22 protein-coding genes and 1 pseudogene are annotated in these 23,339 nt (G+C 35.0%); 8 read left to right on the top strand and 15 right to left on the bottom strand.

Features of this window, described 5'->3' with window-relative positions; translation table 11 throughout:
* Positions 1-8: 8 nt before the first annotated feature.
* From B5X55_RS00485 to B5X55_RS00475, 3 genes are all read right to left on the bottom strand, one after another.
* Positions 9-794: an aldose 1-epimerase gene (locus tag B5X55_RS00485; protein WP_317042654.1), complete on the bottom strand. Its 786-nt coding sequence runs from the start codon at positions 792-794 to the stop codon at positions 9-11.
* Positions 787-2,082 carry a M20/M25/M40 family metallo-hydrolase gene (locus B5X55_RS00480; protein ID WP_079510439.1) on the bottom strand — a complete coding sequence of 432 codons (1,296 nt, stop codon included), beginning with the start codon at positions 2,080-2,082 and terminating at the stop codon, positions 787-789. The genes B5X55_RS00485 and B5X55_RS00480 overlap by 8 nt, the downstream gene beginning before the upstream one ends.
* Before the next feature lie 77 nt (positions 2,083-2,159).
* Positions 2,160-3,401, bottom strand: a complete 1,242-nt coding sequence (locus tag B5X55_RS00475; protein WP_079510438.1) for an ABC transporter permease — start codon at positions 3,399-3,401, stop codon at positions 2,160-2,162.
* A gap of 3 nt (positions 3,402-3,404) precedes the next feature.
* Between B5X55_RS00475 and B5X55_RS00470 the strand changes: the two genes are divergently transcribed.
* Positions 3,405-4,640 carry an exo-beta-N-acetylmuramidase NamZ family protein gene (locus B5X55_RS00470; protein WP_079511062.1) on the top strand — a complete coding sequence of 412 codons (1,236 nt, stop codon included), beginning with the start codon at positions 3,405-3,407 and terminating at the stop codon, positions 4,638-4,640.
* 3 nt (positions 4,641-4,643) lie between these two features.
* Here the strand turns inward: B5X55_RS00470 and B5X55_RS00465 are convergent, their stop codons facing one another.
* The 5 genes and pseudogenes from B5X55_RS00465 to B5X55_RS00445 all read right to left on the bottom strand — a co-directional run bounded on the left by B5X55_RS00465 (position 4,644) and on the right by B5X55_RS00445 (position 7,805).
* Complete coding sequence (locus B5X55_RS00465) at positions 4,644-5,483, bottom strand: sterol desaturase family protein (RefSeq protein WP_079510437.1); 840 nt, start codon at positions 5,481-5,483, stop codon at positions 4,644-4,646.
* Positions 5,484-5,561: 78 nt separating this feature from the next.
* Positions 5,562-6,188: a hypothetical protein gene (locus B5X55_RS00460; RefSeq protein WP_079510436.1), complete on the bottom strand. Its 627-nt coding sequence runs from the start codon at positions 6,186-6,188 to the stop codon at positions 5,562-5,564.
* Positions 6,189-6,296: 108 nt separating this feature from the next.
* Positions 6,297-6,410: pseudogene (locus B5X55_RS18915) on the bottom strand (YkgJ family cysteine cluster protein); the annotation flags it as partial.
* 59 nt (positions 6,411-6,469) lie between these two features.
* Positions 6,470-7,195 (bottom strand): tRNA-uridine aminocarboxypropyltransferase, encoded by a 726-nt coding sequence (locus B5X55_RS00450; RefSeq protein ID WP_262494135.1) that lies wholly within the window; start codon positions 7,193-7,195, stop codon positions 6,470-6,472.
* Between the two features lie 118 nt (positions 7,196-7,313).
* Positions 7,314-7,805, bottom strand: coding sequence for a YkgJ family cysteine cluster protein (locus tag B5X55_RS00445; RefSeq protein WP_079510434.1), 492 nt, complete (start codon positions 7,803-7,805; stop codon positions 7,314-7,316).
* A 75-nt stretch (positions 7,806-7,880) separates the two neighbouring features.
* Here B5X55_RS00445 and B5X55_RS00440 point away from each other — a divergent pair, with 75 nt between their 5' ends.
* Positions 7,881-8,594, top strand: coding sequence for a class I SAM-dependent methyltransferase (locus tag B5X55_RS00440; protein WP_079510433.1), 714 nt, complete (start codon positions 7,881-7,883; stop codon positions 8,592-8,594).
* Positions 8,595-8,638: 44 nt separating this feature from the next.
* The gene (locus tag B5X55_RS00435) at positions 8,639-9,550 is read left to right on the top strand and encodes a hypothetical protein (protein WP_079510432.1); all 912 of its coding nucleotides are present in this window, start codon (positions 8,639-8,641) and stop codon (positions 9,548-9,550) included.
* 51 nt (positions 9,551-9,601) lie between these two features.
* Here the strand turns inward: B5X55_RS00435 and B5X55_RS00430 are convergent, their stop codons facing one another.
* On the bottom strand, positions 9,602-10,234 hold the full coding sequence (locus B5X55_RS00430; protein ID WP_079510431.1) for a 7-carboxy-7-deazaguanine synthase QueE: 633 nt from the start codon (positions 10,232-10,234) through the stop codon (positions 9,602-9,604).
* 172 nt (positions 10,235-10,406) lie between these two features.
* Between B5X55_RS00430 and B5X55_RS00425 the strand changes: the two genes are divergently transcribed.
* From B5X55_RS00425 to B5X55_RS00410, 4 genes are all read left to right on the top strand, one after another.
* Entirely contained in the window at positions 10,407-11,912 is a 1,506-nt protein-coding gene (locus B5X55_RS00425; RefSeq protein WP_079510430.1) for a helicase HerA-like domain-containing protein, read from the top strand.
* Positions 11,913-11,915: 3 nt separating this feature from the next.
* Positions 11,916-12,470: a hypothetical protein gene (locus tag B5X55_RS00420; RefSeq protein WP_079510429.1), complete on the top strand. Its 555-nt coding sequence runs from the start codon at positions 11,916-11,918 to the stop codon at positions 12,468-12,470.
* A gap of 78 nt (positions 12,471-12,548) precedes the next feature.
* A complete protein-coding gene (locus B5X55_RS00415) occupies positions 12,549-13,388 on the top strand; it encodes an alpha/beta fold hydrolase (protein WP_079510428.1) in 840 nt (279 codons plus the stop codon).
* A gap of 18 nt (positions 13,389-13,406) precedes the next feature.
* On the top strand, positions 13,407-13,832 hold the full coding sequence (locus tag B5X55_RS00410; protein WP_079510427.1) for a VOC family protein: 426 nt from the start codon (positions 13,407-13,409) through the stop codon (positions 13,830-13,832).
* A 116-nt stretch (positions 13,833-13,948) separates the two neighbouring features.
* Here B5X55_RS00410 and B5X55_RS00405 read toward each other — a convergent pair whose 3' ends face one another.
* The 6 genes from B5X55_RS00405 to B5X55_RS00380 all read right to left on the bottom strand — a co-directional run bounded on the left by B5X55_RS00405 (position 13,949) and on the right by B5X55_RS00380 (position 22,668).
* Entirely contained in the window at positions 13,949-14,920 is a 972-nt protein-coding gene (locus B5X55_RS00405; RefSeq protein ID WP_079510426.1) for an aldo/keto reductase, read from the bottom strand.
* A gap of 52 nt (positions 14,921-14,972) precedes the next feature.
* Entirely contained in the window at positions 14,973-16,703 is a 1,731-nt protein-coding gene (locus B5X55_RS00400) for an alpha/beta hydrolase (protein ID WP_079510425.1), read from the bottom strand.
* A gap of 107 nt (positions 16,704-16,810) precedes the next feature.
* Entirely contained in the window at positions 16,811-17,860 is a 1,050-nt protein-coding gene (locus tag B5X55_RS00395) for a sensor histidine kinase (RefSeq protein WP_079510424.1), read from the bottom strand.
* 553 nt (positions 17,861-18,413) lie between these two features.
* Positions 18,414-19,298: a bifunctional 5,10-methylenetetrahydrofolate dehydrogenase/5,10-methenyltetrahydrofolate cyclohydrolase gene (locus B5X55_RS00390; protein WP_079510423.1), complete on the bottom strand. Its 885-nt coding sequence runs from the start codon at positions 19,296-19,298 to the stop codon at positions 18,414-18,416.
* Positions 19,299-19,331: 33 nt separating this feature from the next.
* Positions 19,332-20,669 carry a signal recognition particle protein gene (gene ffh / locus B5X55_RS00385; RefSeq protein WP_079510422.1) on the bottom strand — a complete coding sequence of 446 codons (1,338 nt, stop codon included), beginning with the start codon at positions 20,667-20,669 and terminating at the stop codon, positions 19,332-19,334.
* Between the two features lie 238 nt (positions 20,670-20,907).
* The gene (locus tag B5X55_RS00380) at positions 20,908-22,668 is read right to left on the bottom strand and encodes a hypothetical protein (RefSeq protein ID WP_079511061.1); all 1,761 of its coding nucleotides are present in this window, start codon (positions 22,666-22,668) and stop codon (positions 20,908-20,910) included.
* Positions 22,669-22,774: 106 nt separating this feature from the next.
* Here B5X55_RS00380 and B5X55_RS00375 point away from each other — a divergent pair, with 106 nt between their 5' ends.
* Complete coding sequence (locus tag B5X55_RS00375; RefSeq protein ID WP_079511060.1) at positions 22,775-23,287, top strand: RNA polymerase sigma factor; 513 nt, start codon at positions 22,775-22,777, stop codon at positions 23,285-23,287.
* Positions 23,288-23,339: the final 52 nt, after the last annotated feature.

Genomic DNA, 23,339 nt, shown 5'->3' with positions numbered 1-23,339 from the left:
GCTAAGAACTACATTGGCTTTAATACTACTTTAAAATCGCTCGGTTTATTGGTTAAGTGGATAAAACCGTCAGCTAAATTTTCCTGTTTTACCTCATAGGGATAAAAAGTAATAGGCTCTATACATACCATATTAGGCACTTCGGTCCAAAGCATAAAATGTTTAAAACCTTCCGTTGAAATTTGTAATTTTTTCTCATCACTTAAGCTAATAATATTCGTGTTAGGCACTTGCAATGCCCTACTACCTACTGCCATCACCTCATCAATTGAAATATCCTTATCGCCGACTGAAATTATTGGGTTTTTAGAATGAAGCATAAATGCAGGATGATATCCCAGCATAAACGGCATACCTTGATCCCCAGCAATAGTAAAGGTTATAACCAACTCATCATCCTTTAGCTCAAATGTCTTATTAAATTCAAAATTATATGGCCAGCTAAGCTTTTCAGTGCTTGATTTTGCAGGATATTTAGAATTCAAAACCTCCGTATTTGCATTATATTTTTTGGTAAAAACAGCTTTACTTTCGGTACTTTGAGTAATTGTATATGTCATTTCTCGAAGCAAACCATGCTGGTCTTGTATCGCAACGCCTTTTGGTGTACTTACTTTAAACCCAGCTTCGTTTGTTGGGCCAATAATTGGAAACATTTCGGTATCGACACTTCGCCAACCAGGATTCCCTTTTTGGTGCATAAATTCATGACCAGAAACTTGATAACCTACAAGTTCTCCGCCTTCAATGATTACTGTTTGATTTCCGACCTTAAGTGTTATTATATTACTCATTTATCAATCTGTAAATTAATAGTGCCGTTCTTTTGGTAAGTGCTTCAATAGTATTCAAATTAACCGTTTCTTCAGGTGTATGGGCCGCATTCCCCATAGTACCTAAACCATCTAAACAATCTACATATTCCGCAACGAAAGATGTGTCTGCCGCACCTCGCTTACCAGGATCATATGCAATAACTTCACCTTGTTTTAAATCTTGACTTACAATATTTAATTTAGCCAACAAAGCTTCGTTGCCTCTTGTAGGTTGCATGGCAGGGTAGCTATCAGTAAAGGTAACTGTCGCCGAAGTGTGAGGTAAATTTTCAGCAACAACCGCTCTCATTTTATCACGTGCACGTTCTTTTTGCTCTTCGGAAATAAAACGGAGCCCACCACGAACCTCTGCTTTTTGGGCAACTACATTTGTTTTACCGAAAACAGTGCCTTTACTTGTCATTTCATCAAATTCTACAAAAGTACCACCTAGCAAAGTACCCGGATTAAAGGTCAATAAATCTTCACCTTTTACATCGGTATAAAATCCGTTTAAAATCCGTGACATTTCAAAAATGGCTCCTGCACCGGTATTTTCACTGAAAATTCCAGAAGAGTGGGCTCTTTTACCTTCCACTACTACTTTCCAATCAGATGAACCTCTACGTGCTACAGTAGCATAATTAAATCCGGTTGAAGTTTCAAAACCTAAAGCTATATCACTTCTTTTTGCAGCGGCAATTAAATCTTTTCTACTTTCTTCTAAAGGGTCGCCCGTACTTTCTTCATCACCGGTAAAAGCAACAATAATTTGGGCATCTTTTAAAAGTCCGTTTTCTTTCAAAGCCTTTAACGCATAAAGTACAATTACATCGCCACCTTTCATATCATTGCCCCCAGGCGCATGTGCGATAGAATCATTGACCATTTCGAAAGTCTGGAACGGACTATCTTCTTCAAAAACAGTATCTAAATGACCGATGAGCAATAATTTCTTGCCTTTAGAACCTTTAATTTCAGCAAATAAATGACCGGCTCTATTCATTTCTTCCGGCATGGGTATCCACGTACTTTCAAATCCTATTTCTTCAAAAGCAGTGGCAAATTCTTTTCCTACTTTTTCTATTCCTTTTAGGTTTAAGGTACCACTATTGATATTCACGACCTTTTCTAAAAAGGAAATCGCTTCAGCATTATTCTGCTCAATATTTTTGACAATTTTCTTTTCGTTTTTAGTAAGTTTCTGGGCATTTGTAATGACCATGAACAATAGAAAAATTTGGGTAAGAATTAATTTTTGACGCATCTAATTTGTTTTACATCAAATTTACCAAAAAGGGGATTAACGAAAGATTAAAAGATGAATTAGCTATTGAAATTCTATTATTCGAATCGAATAGCTTTCACGGGAGTTATTCTCGTTATAATATATGAAGGAATTAATAGCATTAATAAACAAAGAAATAAAACTCCAATATTTAATAGAAGTATTGTAGACAAATCTATACTTACAGGAATATATTCGATGTAATATTCCTTTGGATTAGGAAACTTGAAGATTTTAAATTTATGCTGTACAAAAATGAATCCAAGTCCAATAAGGTTACCCCAGAAAAGACCTACTCCAATAAGATATGCTGCATTGTACAAAAATACTTTACGAATACTCCAATTCGGCATACCTAAAGCTTTTAAAATGCCAATCATTGGTGTTCGTTCTAATATTAAAACGAGCAAAGCCGTAATCATATTAATACCACCCACGATAATCATAATACCTATTATTAAGGCAATATTAAAATCAAAGAGGCCTATCCATTCAAAGATTTTATAGTATTTATCCTTAATTGATTTGGTATCTAAACTAGCTACCGTTTCCCCATATATTTCATTACTCTTTTCATCAATATCATCAAAACTGTTCAAGAAAATTTCAAAATTACCCACTTCGGTATCTTTCCATTTGTTCATACGTTGTATGTGCCGTATGTCAGTAAAAATGTAGAGTCCATCAATTTCCTCGAATCCACTATCATAAATTCCGGTAATTGTAAATTTTCTTTGGTTGGGAATTCTATCTGCTGCATCATCCCGAAGAAAAAAGGTAAAGAAAGAATCGCCTACTTTAAGGTTCAAGCGATTTGCTATTATCTTCGATATCAAAACATCAGAATTCAGTTCCCCATTATAATCAGGCAAAACCCCTTCAATCAGAAATTCTTTAAATGGTGCCCAGTTATAATCTTCACCAACACCTTTGGCGATAATACCCTCAAAAGTTTCTTCAGTTCTAATGATACCTGCTTTGGTTGCCACGGCCTGTATGTGCACAACACCTTCAACACTATTGAATTCAGGATAAAAATTCTGTTCTGTACTAACGGGTACGATAGAAACTTCAGAATTATTATTATCGTAATTGTAGATTTGAACGTGACCGTTAAAGGCGGTGATTTTTTCTCGAATCTTCTCCTTCAATCCAAGTCCTGTAGCAATGGCGATTAACATCATGATTACACCAATAGCAATTGCTGCAATTGCTATTTTTATTATTGGTGCAGATATACTAATTTTATGCTCCTTACCCTTTATAAGCCGTTTGGCGATAAAATATTCTAGATTCAAATGATGTTATTTTTATCCAATTTCAAAAGTACAGTTTTATTATGGTTTTTGGTATTGGCCACCTGCGGAAACGAAACTGAAAAGATAGCTGCTACAACACCGCCACCTTCTGAACCACAAATTGAGAAAGTCGAGAAGGAAATAATTGTTGCTGCCAATAGAACCGATGCCTACCTACCTTTATTAAAAGGGAAGAAAATAGGGATTGTAGCTAACCAAACCAGCGTTATATTCAATAATGAAGGCCATACACACTTAGTCGATTCGTTGCTTTTTTTGAATGTGAACATCAAGAAAGTCTTTGCTCCCGAGCATGGTTTTAGAGGTCAGGCCGATGCCGGTGAACATGTAAAAAACAGTACCGATACTAAAACAGGGCTACCCCTTATTTCTTTATACGGCAAAAACAGAAAACCGAATCAAGAGCAATTAGACGGATTAGATATGGTTCTTTTTGATATACAAGATGTTGGTGTTCGCTTCTACACCTTTATAGCGACAATGCAATTAGTAATGGAAGCATGCGCAGAAAAAGGGATTCCTGTGATGGTTTTAGACCGACCAAACCCTAACGGGCATTATGTTGACGGACCTACCATGGAGGCAGCACATACCTCGTTTTTAGGTATGACCAAAATTCCTTTAGTTTACGGTATGACGATTGGCGAATATGCCTCCATGATTAATGAAGAAGGATGGCTAGAAAATAGCACAAAAGTAGATTTGACCATTATTCCTTTAGAGAACTGGACCCATACTAGTTTTTATAGTTTGCCTATACGGCCTTCACCAAATTTACCTAATGACACTTCTATTACACTTTATCCTAGTCTAGGCCTTTTTGAAGGTACTAATGTGAATGCAGGTCGCGGAACAGAGTTTCAATTTCAACGTTACGGAGCTTCTTTTTTAGATCGTGATAAATATAGTTTCACGTATACACCAAAACCTAATTTCGGTTCAAAACACCCAAAAGAAGAAGGGAAACTTTGCTATGGTGTAGATCTTTCTAAAGCTGAGCGAATGGGTGAAGTAACTATGGATTATGTCATAGATGCTTACAATAATTCGACAGACAAAACCACCTTTTTCCTCACGAGTGGCTTTACCAAACACGCGGGTACCGATAAACTGCAAAAACAAATTGAAGCAGGAAATTCAAATACTGAAATCAAAGAATCGTGGCAGCCAGACTTAGAGAAGTTCAAAAAAATTAGAGCGAAATATCTGCTTTATTAGAAATTAATCTTCGGCTATACCAGTTGTTGGTTTCCGATACCCCACAAATGGGTACTTCAGCAAAGAACTGATTTTTCCATTTTCAACCTCATCAGGGAAGGTGTCTACACCGTAGATGATTTTATCTCTATCTAAATGTAAAAAGGTTCCAAACAAACGGTCCCACCAAGAGAAGATATTCCCGTAATTACTATCCGTATATGGCAATACATAATGGTGATGCACTTTGTGCATATCTGGTGATATCAACACATAGCTCAATGCTTTATCTACACCTTTAGGTAATTTAATGTTCGCATGATTAAATTGGGAAAGTACTACAGATAGGCTTTGATATAACATAATGATGCCGATAGGAGCACCAACAATAAATACCCCTAACAATGTAAATACATAACGAATTAAACTCTCTAACGGATGATGTCGATTCGCTGTAGTCGTATCAACATTATGATCTGTGTGATGCACTAAATGAACCATCCATAAAGGTTTTACTTTATGTTCTACTAAATGGACCGTGTAGGCGCCAATTAAATCTAATAGGGCGACACCTAAAAAAACATAAGCCCATAATGGCATTGCTGGCAACCAGTTAATTATCCCAAAATCATTGGCAATTGCCCAATCCGATGTTTTTAAAAGTAAAAATGCCAATGGAAAATTAATAACGATAGTAGTCAATGTAAAAAAGAAATTGGGCAAAGAATGTTTCCATTTATCATAACTCCCATTAAACAAGGGCACAATGCCTTCTAATATCCAAAAGAAGGTTATTCCCCCTACCAAAATTAATGAACGGTGAGCGGCCGGTATGGTTTCGAAATAAGAAATTAATTGTTCCATGTAGTAAAAATAGTGGTTATCGATTTAAGTTAGAAATGGACGAAGGGTTTTCATAGGAGGTTTTGTTGGCAACAGTATTTAATATCGGTCTACAAAATCATTTACAAAACAGAGTAAAGAAAATGCCTTAAGGCTATTCTCTTTGGTTCCAAAACTAGTATTGTAACCGTGAATTACCCCATGCCTATTTAAGTCACTTTCATAATCACCTGATTCTTCTGGATAAAATGAATCTATAGCACTTTTCTGATTTATAGAATTAAGTAGCAACAAGAAAAAACTTCCATATTCGGAAGTTGCTAGATATTTCTTTAATTCTTGTTTTCTATTCCCGCCTTTGAACAAATAACCACCACACATGCCATCTGCCTGGGATAAGAATAGAATTGTTGAGGCATAGTACTTCTTTTCATTATGGCAATCAATAGCTTCTTTTATAATATCCAATCTCGCATTATGCTTTAACTTAAAACTACTTATTCTTTGTTTAATGGCTTTTTGGTAATAATCAATAAAGAAATTGTTTAAAAACTCCACATCTCCTTCCATTGCCTTTTCCATCAAACTAGTGGTATATCCTAAAGAGATGTGAGCATCTACATACCAACCAAAATCAGCCAGTTTCTTGAATCCTACTTCCGAAACCGCACCAAACCTCAAAATACCTTCTGACATTTTTTTAAGTAATGCTTCGTCTATCTTCACATGCTTAACTTTTTCAAAATTGTTGCTAACAAATGAATAACATCATTAATGATATCTTGTTTATGTATCCAAGTTAATAATCTTAAAATTAGCAAGAATTATACAAAACTACTTAATTAACTTTTTTATCTCCTCGACTATAGTATAAGCCGCAGGGCATATCTCAACATTTTTCAAGGTAAGATTACTTATTTGTTGAAATTTCTTCCGGGCTATATACGGGGTGTTACAACCAGTTTTTATAATACTTGATTTATTCGGTATTGATTCAGTAATTCCATCTATTCTAGTTCAAAAAAAATATTTCTTTCCGTATTATTCCTATACATCTTCTTGGGAAGAATCTCTCTGTTCGCAGTTGAACAATAGTTTTTACTATTTGGGTTTAGAATATATTCGAGTTGATGCTCAATCATTTTTTCAAAAGGAGTAAGAAAGTCCTTCGTCTCGCATTCTTCTACCCCACCTTTCTTAAGTAAATCTAAGACCGTATAGACTGACTCAATAGTACTGAGACAAAGAGATTCTGGCTGCTGTTTGATAATAAATTTTGATTCTATACTATTATCAAAGCTCACTCTTTTTAATTTTTGCAAGTTCTTACTTAGTTTAAGCATTTTACGGGCACAAGGCCATGTACCATCGAGAAGGAAGATATGAGGAGTTTTACCCATAAAAGAATTCATTTCCGAGTCTTTTCTTTTGGATAGGTTAAAATTATCTTTTCCCGGGTAAAGTAAGAAAGAACAACTTTTTTCATTGGTCAATATTTCATTTACACGATCATTATTGCTGAAATCGACACCAACTATAATTTCTGAATTTTCAAGTTGAAGATTAGTCATATACCCCGTTCCGTTCTTTTCTTTTTTGTACTCTTTCGGGTGCATAAGAATAATAAAACGAGTTTTAGTCTTGAAAGCACTAATGTGTTTACAAATACATGTACTTAAAGGCCTCATGCATTTGTAACATTTGATTCTTGGATTTTTTATTTCGACTTGCAATGTGTATTTCTTTTCATTTTTCTAATTACTTACAACATTTAAATAGCATCATTGATGATATCATCTTTATACATCCAAATCTTTACTCTTTTAATTCAATCTTACACCAATCAACAAGTTACTTCATCAACTTTTTCATCTCCTCAACTATATTAAAAGCCGCAGGACATATCTCAACATTTTTCAATGTAAGATTGCTTATTTGCTGAAATTTCTTGCGGTCGGTATGCGGAAATTCGCGACAAGCTTTTGGGCGAACGTCGTAAATAGAACAATAATTATCAGCTCCTAAAAACGTGCAAGGCACTTGTTGCAGTACAAAATCATTTTCTTCATCAATTCGTAAATACGTGTCAATGAACTTTTGTGGCTTCATTCTAAATGACTTGGAAATTCGTTCTACGTCGGCATTTGTAAAAAGCGGCCCCGTGGTTTTACAGCAATTGGCACAGGTAAGACAGTCCGTTCGTTTAAATTCCGCCTCATGCAACTCTTGCATCATATAATCCAAGTTCTTTGGTGTTTTCTTTTTCAGCTTTGTAAAGAACTTCTTGTTTTCGCTATGTTTTTCCTTAGCTTTCTTGGGTAATTCACGCAAAACCTCATCCATAATCTAAATTTATGACCCAAAACTAGGAAAGTAGTTCTGAAAAGAGAGATTTTTGCAAACAGAAATAACACTAATTTGAAAGAAGATATATTAGGCACCGCACTTTTAGACTATCAGCAAGGTAATTACAATGAAGACATCACCACCTATTCTTCCCTAGATGAGGAAGATCAGCTACCCCTACCCTATATGTTCAGGTCTTTCAAAGACATGCCCAAATTGGAACAAAAAGCTTTAAAGATTTGCCAAGGAGAAATCTTAGATGTTGGTTGCGGTGCAGGTAGCCATAGTCTGTATTTGCAAAACAAAGGTCTTTCGGTTACCAGTTTAGACAATTCACCAGGCGCTATTGAGGTAAGTAAACAAAGAGGCCTTAAAAACACCATCAATGAAAATCTTTTAAACTTCGAAGGAAAAACATACGACACTATTTTAATTTTAATGAATGGTGTTGGCTTAGCAGGTACTCTAAATGGCTTAGAAAAATTCTTCGCTAAATTGAAATCATTACTTAAAACTGATGGGCAAATTCTCTTAGACTCTAGCGATATCATTTATATGTTCGAGAATGATGAAGATGGTGGTTATTGGATTCCTGAAGATGTAAATTATTATGGCGAGGTAAGCTTTAGCATGGAATATAAAAATAAAAAAAGCGCCCCTTTCCCTTGGCTATATGTAGATTACAACACATTACAGCGAGCGGCAAATTACAGTAATTTACACTGCGAACTTGTAATGGAGGGCGAACATTACGACTATTTAGCAAGATTGACCCATGCCAAATAATAGCAGGCTTATTTTTTCGTTATACTATCAGACAAACCAAGAATATGAATATATTAAAAAATTTATTATTAATAGCGCTAATTACTTGCTTCGTTTCCTGTTCAAAAAGTTCACCAGATTCTGTAGATGAAACTGTAGTTTCAGAAGTTGATAAAAAAGCGAACCTATTGTTTGCTGGAGACTCGGCTAATGACATTCTATCGAACGAAAATTTTGATAAAATGAAAATTGAAATCGCCTATGTAACCGGTTTTAAACCTACTGAGTCTGCAATGACCCAATTCATTAATTATCTAAAAGAACATACTTTTAAGACAGATATTCAACTTATATACAAAGAACTATCTAGCCCTGTTGAAGATGAACTTACCCTTAAAGAAATTGCAGATTTAGAAGCTAAAAACAGAACTGCCTATACTTCTGGTAGTACTTTAGCTATCTATATTTATTTTGCAGATGCACCAGCAGAAGGTGATGATTTAGATGGTGGCTTAGTAACTTTAGGGGCAGTTTATCGTAATACCTCAATGATTATTCATGAAGTTACTATAAAAAAATTAGCATCTAAAAGTAGTTCAATAAGTGATTCAGATGTAGAAACTACTACTTTAAACCATGAATTTGGACACCTTTTTGGATTAGTTAATTTAGGTACCGATATGGTGAATGACCATGAATCTCAATCTGAAAATAGTGATGGAGAATTAGCTGGCGACAATCATTGCAACCAAAATGGATGCCTTATGCGCGCAGAGTTACTGTTTGGGGGTTCATCAGGGAAATCTATTCGAGCAAATTCAATTGCGCAATATGAAGCTGGCATAAAAGCAGGTTGTGCCCTATCTGGAAATAGCGTTTTAAATCTTTTACAACATACGACTGCCAAATCAAATGCTGCCGCAGTAGGCCTTGACCCAGAATGTATTTTAGATATTAGAGCCAATGGTGGTCGATAATAACGAATTGATATAAATTAAAAAACCATGCAATTGCATGGTTTTTTTCAGTTAAGGTATATTTAAATACTTATGGGTTTGTAATGAAACTTTCCATTTCGGGTTTTTCATCACGTAATCTACAATCATAGGAACAACCTTATCTCGTACACTCCATTCTGGCTGTAAATATAATATACAATTAGCGTTTGTTTTTGCTGATTGTTCTTCGGCAAAAATTAAATCATGCTTATTGAACACAATTACTTTTAGCTCATGAGCCTCATCGTAAATTCGACCTTCAGGTAATTTGTTTTTCTTGGGAGAAAGACAAATCCAATCCCAATCACCCGTTAAAGCATATGCACCTGAAGTTTCAATATGTGTTTTTAATCCTTTTTCTTTTAATGCTTTCGTTAATGGGTTCATATCCCACATTAAAGGCTCACCACCAGTAACAACAATCGTATCTGAATATTTAGCCGCATTTGTAACAATTTTTACAATATCGGTAGGTGGGTGCGTTTCAGCATTCCAACTCTCCTTTACATCACACCAATGGCAACCTACATCACAGCCACCAACTCGAATAAAGTAAGCTGCAGTTCCCTTATGGAAACCCTCGCCCTGTATGGTGTAGAATTCTTCCATTAAGGGCAAAAAAACCCCTTGACTCACTTTCTCAAGTACCTCCACATTTTTCATCTTGCAAAGATACGTTTTACTTCCTAATTTTCTTAATGTGAGTAATTCAGAATAAACTCTTTACAACCTATTTTACACGGCTCTTCAACTGTTGAAAACTAAGTAGTATTTAAGACAGCCCTTACCTTTTGGTTTGGTTAAAAATCCCCTATTTTTATGCAAAATTTATTAAATGGCCGGTACCGAAGATTTTTTTGACCATATAGAAAAGGGATATGCTACGAAAGGGGATTATATAATTATGGGTGCAGCCATGCTAAATGGTGAAGCAGTAAAAGATGCCTTTGTAAAAATTCCGTTAAAAACATTGAATCGGCATGGTTTAATTGCTGGTGCTACAGGTACGGGTAAAACTAAAACATTACAGGTTTTTGCTGAAAATTTATCGCAAAAAGGAATCCCAGTTCTTTTAATGGATTTAAAAGGTGATTTAAGTGGATTAGCACAACCGAGTGCTGGTCATGCTAAAATAGATGAACGTCATGCAAAAATCGGTATCCCTTTTGAAGCAAGCAGTTTCCCTGTAGAAATACTTTCTTTATCAGAACAAGATGGTGTTAAACTTAGGGCTACAGTCTCTGAATTCGGACCCGTTCTTTTATCCCGAATTTTAGACCTATCAGAAACTCAGGAAGGTATCGTTGCGGTAGTTTTCAAATACTGCGATGACCATAAAATGCCCTTATTAGACTTAAAGGATTTCAAAAAAGTATTGCAATACGCAACAGGTGCTGGCAAAGCAGAATTCACTAAAGAGTACGGTAGAATATCTACCAGCTCAACAGGCACCATACTAAGAAAAATTATAGAGCTTGAACAGCAGGGTGCGGAATTGTTCTTCGGAGAAAAATCTTTCGATGTAAATGACCTAACTCGAATTGACGAAAAAGGTAGAGGCTATATCAATATTTTAAGATTGACCGATATACAAGATAGACCTAAATTGTTTTCTACTTTCATGCTTAGTTTATTGGCTGAGATTTATGCCACGTTCCCTGAGCAAGGTGATAGCGACCAACCAGAATTGATATTGTTTATTGATGAAGCGCATCTTATCTTTAAAGAAGCTTCAAAAGCTTTGTTAGAACAAATTGAAAGTATCGTTAAGTTGATACGCTCAAAGGGCATCGGAATTTATTTTGTTACTCAAAACCCAACAGACGTACCCAACGATGTATTGGCCCAATTAGGTTTGAAGGTGCAGCATGCCTTAAGAGCATTTACCGCTAGGGACCGAAAGGCAATTAAATTAACGGCAGAAAATTATCCTGAATCTGAGTATTACGACACTAAAGAAGTACTGACCTCTTTAGGCATTGGTGAAGCCTTAATTTCGGCATTGGATGAAAAAGGTAAACCTACACCGCTTGCAGCTACTTTATTAAGAGCTCCTATGAGCCGAATGGATATTTTAACAGATAAAGAATTAGCAGAAGTTATCGATAAGTCTTCATTAGTTAAGAAGTACAATGAAATAATAGATAGAGAAAGTGCGTATGAAATTCTTAATGAAAAAATAGAGGTTGCAGAAAAGCTGGCAGAAAAAGAAAAGGACCAACCAGCTGCCAGAAGAACGTCAAGCAGAACAAGTACAAGACAAAACCCAGTGATTAAAGTATTAACAAGTGCAACATTTATAAGAGGAGTACTTGGGGTATTAAAAAAAGTGATGAGATAAATTATGAAGTTTAGTTATACATTTTTATTGATATTGAGCTGTTGCATACTGATGAATTGCGCAGGAGAACAAAAAAATGATTTTCAAATATCTGGAGATCAGGTCGGCAAATTAACCAAACAAAGCCTGGCAAGAGATATTGACCTTATTTTTGAAAAAGACTCTGTGGTTCAAGATACCGTAAAATTGAATTTTGGAAGCGGCGCTAGTAAAATTAAAATATACGAGAGAGGTGGCCTACTATTACTTACCCTTACCCCAAATACAGATAGTATTGCAACCATACAGAATATTCAAATTAATGACAGCCGATTTATTACTGAAAAAGGAATCTCTAAAGAGAGTACCTTTAAAGAAATAAAAGACAAATACCCCATAAAAAAAATCATAACCTCTTTGAATAATGTGGTGGTTTTACTAAAGAATAGTGACCTGTATTTTACAATAGACAAAAAAGAACTTCCGGAAAGTCTACGTTATAATGCCAACAGCAAAATTGAAGAGGTACAAATACCAGACAATGCAAAGGTGAAATATATGATGATTGGTTGGGATTGATTCTTAGTTTTTTTCATAAAATATCATATCATCCAAAAAGAAAGATAGTTTTGCATTCATATTATAAAAGCTAAAAAAGTGCCTGTTTTACTTCAAAAAATCATAACAAAACTATACGGCCTATATTTCAATATTTTTGTTTGGTTTGTACCAAACAAAATAGCCCACCAAGCATTCGAAGTATTTTGTACCGTTAGAAAAGGCAAGGTTCTACCTAATCAAAAACAGTATTTAGACGATGCTAAACTTGACGTCATTAACGTAGCGGAGCATTCAATTCAGCTATATAACTGGCCAGGAAATAAAGAAACCCTACTACTGATACATGGATGGGAAAGCAATTCTTGGCGATGGCATAAGCTAATTGAAAAATTACAAAAAGCTGATTATAATATTATAGCTTTTGACGCACCTGCTCATGGATACTCATCTGGGAAATTTCTATATGTTCCTTTATATGCAGAGGCTTTGCAAGCAATCATACTAAAATACCAACCTAAAACGGTCATTGGCCATTCCGTTGGCGGCATGACTGTTCTATATAACGAGTATAAAAATCCGAATGTATTCGTAGAAAAAATTGTAACGGTTGGCTCGCCATCAGAATATCATGAAATTTTCACTCATTACCAAAATCTTTTAGGTTTCAACAATAAGGTAATGACAGTACTTGAAGAATACTTTTATGCTAAATTTGGATTCACCCCAAAAGAATTTTCGAGTTCAAAATTTGTTTTGACCAATTCTAAAAAAGGTTTACTTTTTCATGACAGACTAGACAAGATAACTCCTTATCATGCTTCAGTAGATGTTCATAAACATTGGAAAGGAAGTGAATTGGTAAGTACCGAGGGTTTTGGGCATTCTATGCACCAAAATGAAGTAAATGATAAAATAATTGCTTTCTTAGAGGAGTAATAATATAAATAAGTGATTATGCAAAACGTAACTCCATTTCACATTGCCATACCAGTTCATAATTTGGCAGAATGCAGAACATTTTATCGAGAGATTCTTAATTGCGAAGAAGGTCGTAGTAGCGACCATTGGGTCGATTTTAATCTCTTCGGTCATCAATTGGTGATACATTACAAGCCAAAGTCAGAAGTAGAAAGTATACATCATAACCCTGTTGATGGGCATGATGTTCCTGTACCACATTACGGCGTGGTTTTACCGTGGGATACATTTCAAAGCTTTTCTGAAGAACTAAAATCGAAAAATGTAAAGTTCGTTATTGAACCGTACGTACGTTTTAAAGGAAAGGTTGGCGAACAAGCGACCATGTTCTTTTATGACCCAGCTGGTAATGCATTAGAATTCAAAGCATTTAAAGATATAAGTCAGTTATTTGCTAAATAATTTAAGCAAGTTTCTATTGCCCGCTATATAGTTTACGACACCCTAATAACTAAAAACCATCAACTCTACTATAGGGTTGATGGTTTTTAAATTAAATGAATATTTATTTAAAGGAATTATTGAGACCATGAAGTAGGCACTCTATCCCATCTATGCTTTTTTAATTCTTCATATAATTTAGCAGACAAACCATTTCCATCACTTGTTGCTGTGTTAGCTAGTACATTACGTTGCTTACGCATACCAGGTATTGTCGTGCTCACATTATCGTTCATTAAGATAAAACGAAGTGCCATTTCTGCCATGGTCATCCCTTCAGGAATTAATGGTCTTAAGGCATCTGCATGTTCTACCGAAGAAATTAAATTTTCAGGCACAAAATAAGTTCCTCTCCAATCGCCTTCAGGAAAAGTAGTCTCCTTTGTCATAGTACCAGTCAGTGTACCTTCATCAAAAGGCACGCGTGCTATAGTAGCAATATCCATCTCTTTACATAAAGGAAACAGCGTGTCAACCGGTGCTTGGTCAAATATGTTATAAATTACCTGAACCGCATCTAAGAGTCCGGTTTTTAATGCTTTAATTCCATTTTCTGGCTCCCAACGATTCATACTAATACCCATTGCGGAAATCTTACCAGAAGTCTTTAAATCTTCAATAGCACGTTGCCACTCTTCTCTATCGCTCCAAACATCATCCCATGTGTGAAATTGCATAAGATCTAATTGTTCCAATCCTAAATTCTTCAAAGTTTTATGGGTATAATCCATAATATGCGCTGTTGGATAAGAATCTTCAAATTTATATTCTGGCTTTGCAGGCCACTGAAAATTTTTAGGTGGTATTTTACTAGCGGTATAGATTTTTTTTGAAGGGTGTCTTTTTACCAACTCCCCTAACAATTCTTCACTATGGCCTTCACCGTAACCCCAAGCGGTATCGAAAAAATTAACTCCGTTTTCAACAGCTAAATCTAATGACTTTGCTGACTGCTCATCATCACTGGCCGTCCAACCTGCCATGCCCCACATTCCATAACCTACTTCACTTACTTGCCAATCGGTTCTACCGAATCTTCTATACTTCATATTTTAATTTGAATTCTATAATTAACTACTTTAATCTTATTACCTACTAATATTACTCATACCTCCAGCTCGTTAAGTCAGCCCCTTCCGGGGCGCTTGTCGCGATACGTTCCATAATCTTAGGTACGTACATACTATTATATCGTAAACGAGTTATAGCATTTGGTAACTCTGGATCTCCGTTCCAGCAGTGTTCTGCTCGGTCACCATATAAAACTTCACCTTCATAATAGGGCTCAGTGGTACTTTCCAGAAAATCTTCCATTAGATACACCGCATTGTTCAAATAGTAATTATCCATGTCACCACAGTAAATATGAATTTTACCTTTTAGATTGTCACCCAGTTTATCCCAATCGCGTTCTAAAATGTATCGTAAATCAAAATTCTCTTTCCAATATTCGGCAACTTTATGGTTTATCTTACCTGTCTTTTTATCCCATATTCTTAATGGGTAGCCATCATCACCTTGTGGCGAATACGTTGCTTCCCAAATATCCCATTGTTGGCCCGATCTCGACTTATCTCCTAAAACCAATTCTAAATGGTTACCCTGCCTTAATGTAGATTGTATTTGACCTAAGTAATTACGATGCGAAGGCACCTCTAGTTTCTTATGAGCACTAGGGTAATAATAGGCGTTTTCATCATCATATATATTCGTTAATGCATAAGCCCTAAAATCGATAGGGTCAGGACAAGCGGCGAAACAACCATTGTATTCTTCTGGATAGTTAACCTGTACCGCTAAGGCTTCCCAACCACCCGTAGATCCTCCATACAAGAAACGTGACCAACCTTCACCCATTCCTCTAAATTGTTTTTCTATTTCGGGAATCAACTCATATGTAATCGCATCGCCATAAGGACCTTGACTTGCCGAATTTACAGCATAAGAATCGTCATAATATGGTGTTGGATGTTGAATTTCAATTATAATGAAACGAGGAAAATCTAGCTCATTCCATCGTTTATAAAAATCGTATGCTTCTTGTTGCTCAATAACATTGTACCCTTCTAAATTAAACCGCTCTGAAAACTCAGGTTTCATTTTAGGGTCTGGCGGAGTAGTTCTGAATCCTCCAAAATCGGATGGAAAATGACCATGAAAAACCATTAGTGGATATTTAGCTTCTGGATGCTCATCAAATCCTTTTGGAAGTAAAACATGAGCTCCTAAATAAGTATCACGTCCCCAAAATTCAGATAATTTTTCTGACTTTACTTTTATATGTTTAATCCACTCTGTATCTTTTGCCTCCTCGATAGGTGGTATTTCTTGATCTAAAGTGACCGACACATTCTGAATACCATTACTCGCAATTCTAATCTTAAACGGAGTACTATATAAATTGCCCGGTGAACGCTGCCACTGCTGCCCTTCACCATTATCCATTGGCAATTTTACAGTTTGCCCTGTAGCCAAATCAAAAGTTTCATACACATTTAAAAGGGCTTGCACATTATATTCGCCAGGTGGAATTTCTTTTAAACTTGAATAAGGGTATCCAAATACTGAAGCGTCAATTGTAATTGGCGTATTTGGTGCCCAATCATTTACGTTAACTCCAAAAATAATTTGAGTATTTAAACCGTCGTTTATTTGAAAACGAGGTTCATCACTATCATCTGTAGATAACATTAACAACAATCTACCATCTAACAGGGTATCGCTTAAACTTTCATCGAATATGACTTTTATATCATGAACTGGTTTAACTACCTTTTCACAACTAACTAAAAGACCAAACAGAAGTACGATGGCAAATATTTGTTTTTTCATGGTGGATGTTGATTATAACATTAAAGATAATTAATGAAAACACTATAGCGAAGATTGAATTGAAAAATTAATTTTTTAGCAATACTTATATATAAACAAAAAAATCATCATGCAGGAAACACAACACTAAAAGTAGCTCCTTTGTTAGGTTCACTTTCTACAGATATTGCACCACCTAAACTATTAATTTGATTTTGAATTAAATACAAACCAACACCTTTACCTTCTTGCGTATCGTTAAAACGTTGATTTAATCCGAAAATCTTATCACCATTCTTTTCCATGTCAAAGCCTTGCCCATAATCCTTAAACAGTAAGACCTTCTTACCATCTTGAATTTCAGTTCTTATTTCCATTTTAGGAGGACTACCCGGTATTGTATATTTAATAGAATTCGTCATCAAGTTTAAAAAAATACTTTCCATATATGCATTATCAAAATAAGCACTTTCGCAATTTGAAAAGTCGAAATCGATTTGAGACTGAGAGCTTTTTATGATAGCACTTAAAGTACTTCTAGTTTTCGCTAAAATGTTATCAAAAAACACTTCAGTAAAACTATGTAACCCTTTACTTGCACTTTCAATTAAATTCAAATAACTTTCTAATGACTCCTTTACATCTTTTGCAGAAACTTCCATATAACGCAAAATTTGCATCGTATCTTCATCCTTAATAACTGAATAATCTAGAACATTAAAAAGAGAGATTAAATTATTAATTGGGGCTCTTAAATCATGTGAAGTTGTATAGTTTAATCGAATAAGGTCTTCATTAACACTTTTTAGTTTAGTGAGTTCAAGTATACGTTCATTTTTAAGATTCATTTCATCTGTAATATCTCTAGCAATGGCGTAAACCAATTTTTCTGTATCAACAGGAACAGCACTCCAAGACAACCACACTATTTCGCCAAGCTTGCTGACATACCTATTTTGAAAATTTATGAGTTTTTCATTTTTATGAATACCCTCTCTAATTTCTTGTGTTGAATCTTTGTCGTGATCAAAAACAAAATCATTAATTTTTTTAGACATTAATTCCTCTCTTGAGAACCCCAATAAATTCATAAATGCGGGATTTACTTCTACGAAATAACCCTCGTAATTCGCAATACAAAGCATGTCAACTGAAGAATCAAAAAAGTGTTGTTTCATATATACTGTTGATCAGATTCAAAAATTTGAATTAGCAAGGTTATGCTAATTTTAGAGACTAAAATTAGTAATAGATAATAAACTTAGTCAAAAAAAATTGACAGCTTATATTGAAAATTATGATTTATCATCTTCGTAACTATTTGACATTATTCCTGCACATCACCATTAAACAAACTTTTATATGATAATTGAGTTCAATACTATAGTATTGAACCATTTAAGAATACCATTTTTAATTTCTAAACGTTTTAATAACAGAGCAATAAACCTTAATACTAAAATTAAAAAGTTGTGAAAAACATTATTATTAGTTTCCTCATTCTTTGCGCTGTTACTTTAATATCTAGTTGTGATTACGATGACAGTAATGATATAGACATTATAAAACCTAATGATTCTACAACAACGGCAACACAGATGAATACCTCATTGCATCATGAAATTCAAGATTAAAAGAAAATGATAAGAGTCTAATGATTCATCAAAAGACATATAGTATAAAAAAAACCGACAATACTTATCGGATTTTTTTATTGTAATTTACAAATTATTAGTTTCTACTTCTGTGTCTTTCACGTGCCAGTAATGTATTTTTCAACAACATCGCTATAGTCATAGGACCAACCCCACCAGGAACGGGGGTAATAAAAGATGCTTTTTTACTTACATTCTCAAAATCAACATCTCCTGTAATGTAATACCCTTTTTCTTTTGTTTCGTCTGGCACTCTTGTGATACCTACATCGATAACCACCGCATCATCTTTCACCATTTCTGCTTTAAGAAAATTTGGAACACCCAAAGCAGATATTACAATATCTGCCTGTGAAATAATTTGAGTTATATTTTTGGTGTGACTATGTGTTAAGGTAACCGTAGAATTTCCTGGCCAACCTTTTCTACCCATTAAAATACTCATTGGTCTACCTACAATATGACTACGACCAATAACAACCGTATGCTTACCTTTGGTATCAACCTTATAACGCTCCAATAATTCTAGAATACCAAAAGGAGTCGCTGGTATAAAGGTACTCATATCTAAAGCCATTTTACCAAAATTGGTAGGGTGAAAACCATCTACGTCCTTATCTGGATCTACGGCCATAATTACCTTTTGCGTATCTATTTGCTCTGGTAAAGGCAACTGAACAATAAAACCGTCGATATCATCATCAAGGTTCAATTCTTTTATCTTTTTCAATAACTCTTGCTCAGAAGTCGTACTAGGCATTTGTATAAGAGTAGACTCGAAACCAATACGCTCACAAGAACGCACTTTACTACCTACATAAGTTAAACTCGCACCATCATTACCTACGATGATTGCAGCTAGGTGAGGTACTTTTTCACCTCTTTCTCTCATCTTGGCAACCTCAGCCTTGATTTCTTCTTTTATCTGATTGGATACTTTTTTACCATCCAATAATTCCATATCCGTCTCTTTTAAGTTAGTGTTGCTCGTTTACTATTTCATTCCTTTCATGGCGCCCATCATCTGCATCATCTTCTTACCGCCACCACCTTGCATCATTTTCATCATTTTGCTCATTTGGTCGAACTGCTTTAATAATTGGTTTATTTCTTGCACTTCTCTACCGGCACCCTTAGCAATTCTCTTTTTTCTACTTGCGTCTAATTTTGAAGGCGTAGAACGCTCTTCAGGAGTCATAGAATAAATTATTGCCTCAATATGCTTAAAAGCATCGTCATCAATATCCAAACCTTTTAGAGCTTTACCTGCACCAGGTATCATACCCATAAGATCCTTCATATTACCCATTTTCTTGATCTGTTGAATTTGGCTCAGGAAATCATCGAATCCGAATTTATTTTTGGCGATTTTCTTCTGAATCTTTCTAGCTTCCTCCTCATCAAACTGCTCTTGTGCTCTCTCTACAAGTGAGATAACATCACCCATACCCAAGATACGATCTGCCATACGTGATGGGTAGAAGACATCAATCGCCTCCATCTTTTCACCAGTACCAATGAATTTAATTGGTTTATCTACAACCGATTTGATAGATATAGCTGCACCACCTCTAGTATCACCATCTAATTTGGTTAAGATAACACCATCAAAATTCAAAATATCATTAAAAGCTTTAGCTGTATTAACAGCATCTTGCCCTGTCATCGAATCGACAACAAATAAAGTTTCTTGAGGCTGTATCGCTTTATGAATGTCAGATATCTCTGCCATCATTTTTTCATCAACCGCCAAACGACCAGCCGTATCGATAATTACAACATTATAACCATCTGCCTTTGCTTTTGCTATCCCAGCTTTTGCAATGGAAACTGGATCGGTATTATCACGATCCGAATAAACCGGTACGCCAATTTGCTCTCCAACAATATGTAACTGATCAATAGCCGCAGGACGATAAACATCACAAGCGACCAACAATGGATTTTTAGATTTTTTTGTCTTTAAAAAATTCGCAAGCTTACCTGAAAAGGTTGTCTTACCAGAACCTTGCAAACCTGACATCAATATAATAGAAGGATTATCCGAAAGATTAATTCCTTCAGATTCACCACCCATTAATTGTGTTAACTCATCCTTTACAATTTTGACCATTAACTGGCCTGGCTGCAAAGTGGTTAGAACATTCTGCCCTAAAGCTTTTTCTTTAACCCTATTGGTAAATTCCTTGGCTATTTTAAAGTTAACATCCGCATCTAATAAGGCTCGACGTACTTCTTTGGTAGTTTCGGCAACATTAATTTCTGTAATCTGACCATGACCTTTTAGTACATGTAGAGCTTTATCTAGCTTATCGCTTAAATTATCGAACATTCTTTTCTTTTTTAAGGGGGTACAAATTTAATAATATCAATGCTAATTCTGCAGCAAGAACCCCAAAATATACAAAACAAAAGAGCACCCATTAAAAAATGGATGCTCTAAAGTTACTTGTGGGGCAAAAAAGGAATTACATTTTCATAAACTCCTGAACTAAAACCTCCATCAATACCGCCAACGAGGCCCAACTCTTTACTGTTGACGGTATATTTATGGATGCCTTAATTTTATTTTACTTTTCTAATACCAACGTGGTAATGGTACCATCTCCACTGATATCCTTTAACTCAATTCTTCCATCAACTACAGAAACAAAATCCCAATCATCGGTTAATTCATTAAAAGGCATATTTTCTCCAAAATTGAGGTATACTTTTAGTTTTTCATCACTATTTCTAAGTACTCTCCAAAGTCCAGATCCAAAAGCTTGACCACCTTCCATTATAGAAACTTGATTTTGAGCCATAAATCCTAAACTATATCCACCATACATATCGGTCATGTTTACATCCCCTTCTACGTAAGATGCTACAACCCATTCTCCACCTATCATGAAGTTTCTTATTTCGGCAACGTCACCATCTGTATTATTGTTATCACAAACACGTTGCATAACAAGCTCATACCCTATCTCATCAACTTCAAATTTCAGTCTATTATTAGCCATTTCACGAATTGGCCACTCAAAACTTACGCCTGGTTCTTCACCCATCGTAATGGCCATAACCAATTTCTGTTCTGTATTTAGGGCTATTTCCCAAGTACCTTCTGATATGTTTACACCATTACTCAAGGTAATAACACCTTCTGCCATAAAATTAAATTCATACCCTAGTAATCTATCTAATTCCTCACCTTGTTGTTGTACTTTTTTGATGACCCAACTACATTCCTTAAGAATTTCTCTTAATGAATCAGGGTTAGCCTCAGCCAAATCTTCTTCACAGATTTGTTTCATTATAATACGGTTACTTTCACCATTAAATAATTTGATCCTGTTATCACCAATATCGTAAACATTCCATTCTAAATTAAAATCTACAGAGGTTTCAAACTCCATGTTCAACTTAGCACCATCATCCCCAACCGTTGTGCTCCAAGTGCCCGCTATGGTGGCAGCCCCTCTAAAGCCTGTAATTACTGTTCCATCTTCCTTGAAATTCAGTATATAATCTACATACTGAACAGTCTGGTCAATATCATTTCTTTTAAATTCTTTCACGAACCAAACACACTCTACCAATTTATCATTAAAACTAGCTTCATTAAAATCATCATCGTTGTAATCATCGTCGTCGTCTTCATCACAAACATCCTTTGCATTTTCGATTACTCTAGCCAATTCCTCATTGTTTTCTACCGTAATTGTAGTGTCATCATATAATTTCAAGGAAATAGGAAAGTCAAAACTAATAAGCTTGTTCTCATCTAAGTCTTTAAAGAAAATTCTTAATTCGCGATCACTCTCTACAATCACATTACTAGTTTGCTCTAAGTTTACATTGAATGTAAATATGGTCATTGGGTACACAAAATCAATACATTCAATATCGTCATCATCGCCACCTTCTTTACATTCAGCAGCCAATTCTCGTAAATCTTGTAATCCATTAATGGTGATTTCCGAAAAATCTCCAGCAGTAATGGTTATCGGAAATAAAATTTCTAAGAAATCAAGATCATCATCAATTGCATCAAAAATTTCTTCTATTTGATGAATATCTTCACGAGAATCTATTGTAAGTTCCAGTCCATTTACCTCAACTATATATGGAAATTTAATATCAAAACAACTTGTACCGTCAACAATGTTATCAAAAGAACCATCATTAGACGATGTATGTTGAATTAATTGTGCTGTTGAAGAATTTGCGGTAATAGCCTGAGGCTCTGTACCAGTATTTATTTCTTCAAACTCATCTTGACATGAGGTGAAACTTAATGCAACTGTTAGTAGGCTAACGTACATTGTATATTTAAAAAACTTTTTCATAATGACTTGGTATTTTTCGTTATTATACATCTAAAACATTCCACTTTCAAAATACCCTACCTACTTTTTAATTTTTTTTAAAATATATTTGACAAAAAGAGACCCATTGAAATTAAATCAACAACAAAACGTCTGTGAGGAGGCCATATATAAAAGGGTTTTTAATGAAACGTCTAAAACCATCTTCAATTATATATTTTATAAATTCGGAAACGAAGAAAAAGCCAATGATGCTGTTCAAGAAGCATTTGTCAAACTTTGGGAAAATTGCTCAAAGGTTAGTCCAGACAAAGCTAAATCCTACTTATATACTGTTGCCAATAATTTATACTTGAATGTTATTAAGGCTGAAAAAGTAAGATTAAAGTATGCAGACAGCACCTTAAAAACGACTAATGAATCGCCTGAATTCATTATGGAAGAAAATGAATTCAAGCAAAAGCTTGACAATGCTTTAAACGATTTGCCAGAAAATCAACGTACTACTTTTTTATTAAATAGGATTGATGGTAAAAAATATGCGGAGATTGCCGAAATGGAAGATGTAAGCATTAAAGCTATTGAAAAAAGAATGCATTTGGCCCTTAAAAGCCTAAGAGAAAAGATTGATGGAATTTGATGGTTAATAAAATAAATTAAAAAAAGAGTAGGGTATTGCTCTAAGTAGTTGT

This window comes from Maribacter arcticus, assembly GCF_900167935.1.
Taxonomy (GTDB): Bacteria; Bacteroidota; Bacteroidia; order Flavobacteriales; family Flavobacteriaceae; genus Maribacter; species Maribacter arcticus.
Note: the sequence above shows the minus strand (reverse complement) of the source record. Positions and strands in the feature narration are given on the sequence as shown.